Origin of the sequence: Streptomyces sp. 13-12-16, assembly GCF_002114215.1 — a bacterium.
GTDB lineage: Bacteria > Actinomycetota > Actinomycetes > Streptomycetales > Streptomycetaceae > Streptomyces.
Genome location: NZ_NCTE01000754.1, coordinates 1 through 1617 on the forward strand (window position 1 = coordinate 1; position 1617 = coordinate 1617).

General features: G+C 73.3%; 2 protein-coding genes. Both read left to right on the forward strand.

Annotated features, from left to right (window positions below):
- Positions 1-1063: glycerophosphoryl diester phosphodiesterase membrane domain-containing protein (locus tag B7767_RS28045; RefSeq protein WP_256923592.1), on the forward strand; the 1063-nt coding region annotated here is incomplete at its 5' end.
- A 4-nt stretch (positions 1064-1067) separates the two neighbouring features.
- Positions 1068-1617 (forward strand): DUF4129 domain-containing protein (locus B7767_RS28050; protein ID WP_085574610.1); only part of this gene is annotated, 550 nt, incomplete at its 3' end.

The following is a 1617-nucleotide window of genomic DNA, read 5'->3' on the forward strand; positions in this document are numbered from 1 at the left end:
TTACGGGGGCGGCCATGGAGGCCCCGGCGGGTACGGTGCCTGGGGAGGCAACTGGGGCGGCGGCTGGGGAGGCCCCCCGCCCGCGGCCAAGCCCGGCGTCATCCCGCTCCGCCCGCTCGGGGTGGGCGAGATCCTCGACGGCGCCGTCTCCACCATGCGCACCTACTGGCGCACGGTCCTCGGCATCTCGCTGACCGTCGCCGTCCTCACCGAGATCGTCGTCGTGCTGCTCCAGGGCCTCGTCCTGGACAACTCCAGCACCGCGGTCCTCGACGACCCCAGCGCCACCCTCGGCGAACTGACCGACGCCATGGGCGACGCCCTGCTCAACTCCGGCGTGGTCTTCCTGATCACCCTGGTCGGCACCGTCGCCGCCACCGCCCTGCTCACGACCGTCACCAGCCGCGCGGTACTCGGCAGATCCGTCACCACCGGCGAGGCATGGCGCGACGCACGCCCCCAGATCGTCAAGCTGTTCGGCCTGATCTGCCTGCTGCTGCTCATCACCGCCGTCATCATGGCCGTCGGCGCGCTGCCCGGCTTCCTCGTCACCCTCGCCGCGGGCAGCGGGGCGGGCATCCCCCTCACCGTCCTGGGCCTGGTCGGCGCCGTCGTCGTCACCCTGTGGCTCATGATCCGCCTGTCGCTGGCCTCGCCCGCGCTGATGCTGGAGAAACAGGGCATAGCGAAGGCCATGAGCCGCTCCGCCAAACTGGTGCGCGGCTCCTGGTGGCGGATCTTCGGCATCCAGCTGCTCGCCACGATCATCGCGAACGTCGTCGCGTCGATCATCGTCATCCCCTTCACCTTCCTCGCCGCGGCCGTCGGCGGCGACGGCGTCTCCGGCTTCCTCAACAGCGCCGGCGGCGACATCGGCTGGACGTTCCTCATCGTCAGCGGCATCGGCTCGGTCATCGGCGCCATGATCACGTTCCCGATCACGGCCGGCGTCACCGTCCTCCTCTACGTCGACCAGCGCATCCGCCGCGAGGCCCTCGACCTCGAACTGGCCCGCGCCGCCGGCGTCCAGGACCACGGCCCCGGCACCGTCCCGGGGAGCTGATGCGGTGACCGCCACGGGGGGAGTTCTCACATCGGCGCAGGCCCTGCCCGCGGCCGCCGACACGGCCGTACGCCTGCTGCTGCGCGGCGACGACGAGCCGCCCGTCACCCTCCCGCGCGACCCCGCGCGGGAGGCGGCCCGGCGCGAGCTGTCCAAACGCATGTACCACGAGAACGACCCCAGCTGGTTCCAGCGGGCCCTCGACGCCTTCTGGGAGTGGGTCGGCAAGCTGTTCGACGCCGCCTCCACCGCGACACCCGGCGGCACACTCGGCCTGGTCGTCGTCATCGCGGCCGTGATCGCCGTCCTGGGCGCCCTGTGGTGGCGCCTGGGCACCCCGCGCCGTGAACCGGTCTCGGCCCCCGCCCTGTTCGACGACCGCCCCCGCAGTGCCGCCGAACACCGCGCGGCCGCCGAGGCGCACGCCGCCCAGGGCCACTGGAACCAGGCCGTGCAGGAACGCATGCGGGCCCTCGTCCGCGCCCTGGAGGAACGCGCCCTGCTCGACCTCCGCCCCGGCCGCACCGCCGACGAGGCCGCCGCGGAGGCCGGCC